This is a genomic window from Blautia ammoniilytica (assembly GCF_025566965.1).
In the GTDB taxonomy this organism is placed as follows: domain Bacteria; phylum Bacillota; class Clostridia; order Lachnospirales; family Lachnospiraceae; genus Blautia_A; species Blautia_A ammoniilytica.
Genome location: NZ_JAOQJL010000011.1, coordinates 1 through 1,629 on the forward strand (window position 1 = coordinate 1; position 1,629 = coordinate 1,629).

The 1,629-nt window shown below is 41.6% G+C and carries 1 protein-coding gene; it reads right to left on the reverse strand.

What is annotated here, in order from left to right; all coding sequences use genetic code 11:
- Positions 1–215 precede the first annotated feature (215 nt).
- On the reverse strand, positions 216–1,629 hold a 1,414-nt coding region (locus OCV61_RS06880), incomplete at its 5' end, for an Ig-like domain-containing protein (protein WP_262582724.1).

Sequence of the window (1,629 nt, forward strand, 5' to 3'; positions counted from 1 at the left end):
TTTTTGCGTATAACAATGGGTCACCACCCGCGAAGCAGGTGGGTTATAGTTCAAAATGCCTACACGCTGCGTAGACATTTTGAACAGGCTAAAGCCGTACTGAGATAATGCGCTGAAAGGCATTTGCTCCCAGCGCATTATTTCAAACTATATAGCCAAAAATTTCTCTTTTTCAGTGACTTCTGCTTACATTTTCCAATGCATTCTAAACTGTTCTACTTCACAGTCACCACACATACACGCCTCTTCTTCCCGGAACGAACCGTGATCCTTGCCTTGCCTTTCTTCTTTGCATATATTTTGCCTTTTGCATTTACAGATACAACTTTACTATTGGAACTTTTAAATGTTACTTTTTCCTGAGAAGTTACCGGAGCTACCGTTGTACGAAGAGTATAGCTTCTTCCTTTTTTCAGCGTCAACCGTGTATTGCTGATCTTTAAAGCCGTTGTTTTTACAATTCCTTGTTGTACATATACTCGTATCTTTTGGGTATACCCGCTGGCAAGCCTGATGGTAATAATCGTATTTCCTCTTGCTTTTCCAGTTACAACTCCCTTTTGTGATACACGGGCAATCTTTTTATTTCCGGTTGACCAGGAAACCACAGAATCTCCTTTGGCAAGACCTGTTACTTTCACTGTATATTTCTGTTTCACGCGCAGACGCAGGCTGGAAACATTCAGCTTTATGGATGGTGTCAGAGCCGGCACTGCAACGGTCATATATGCACCGCAGCTGCAGTAAGCTGTGCGAACACCTTCTTCCAGCGCAGTTGCTTCCTTAGTCAGCTGATATTCTCCATAATGATGTCCTGTTGCTGGAATCACAGTGTCAGCTAACCTTGTCTCATTTGTACCTGCTTCATCACTGAAGTATTTCCCACAAGCATTACAAGTCCAATACTCAGTATTTCCTGCTTCTGTGCAGGTAGCAGCTTTGCTGTCTGTCTTATTCAACTGATGCCCGGTGGCAGAAATCACTGTGTCTGCAAGCGTCGTTTCCTTTGTGCCTGCTTCATCACTGAAATATTTCTCACAAACACTGCAATACCAGTATTCCGCTTTTCCTGCTTCTGTACAGGTGGCTTTCTTTCCTTCTGTATGCAGCATATTGTTATGCCCACAGTATATCTGAAACCGAATAGTTATATTTCCTATATATTCTCCGATTCCATGGATTGTCACTTCTGCTGTACCAATATCCTGATTATCTTTATAAATCACTCTGTAATCAGTATCCTTAACCAAAACTTTACCATTACAAACAACTTTCACCTCTGGCCGGATAGCATTTCCTGTATATGCATATGCATCTGATTCCATTGAGGCCGCTGCCTGTGAAAGGAATATTTTTCCTATTATATCTATCAGATAACTGTTATCAGAAATCAGTGGATAAATAAATGCCTGGGGTGTATATTTAGTGGGAGATGAAAATGTATCCTTTTCAGTTCGTTCTTCCCGAAGTGTATTATGATTGAATCCTTTACTGTTCCATCCTGCCAGAAGATAGATCGTACGAATGCCGCTTAACTGGTCATCCCAGGTAGCATCTACCAGATACCAGGTATCATTATCCATCTTTACATAGTTCCACATATGTGCTTCCCCGGAACTTGCAGAACTA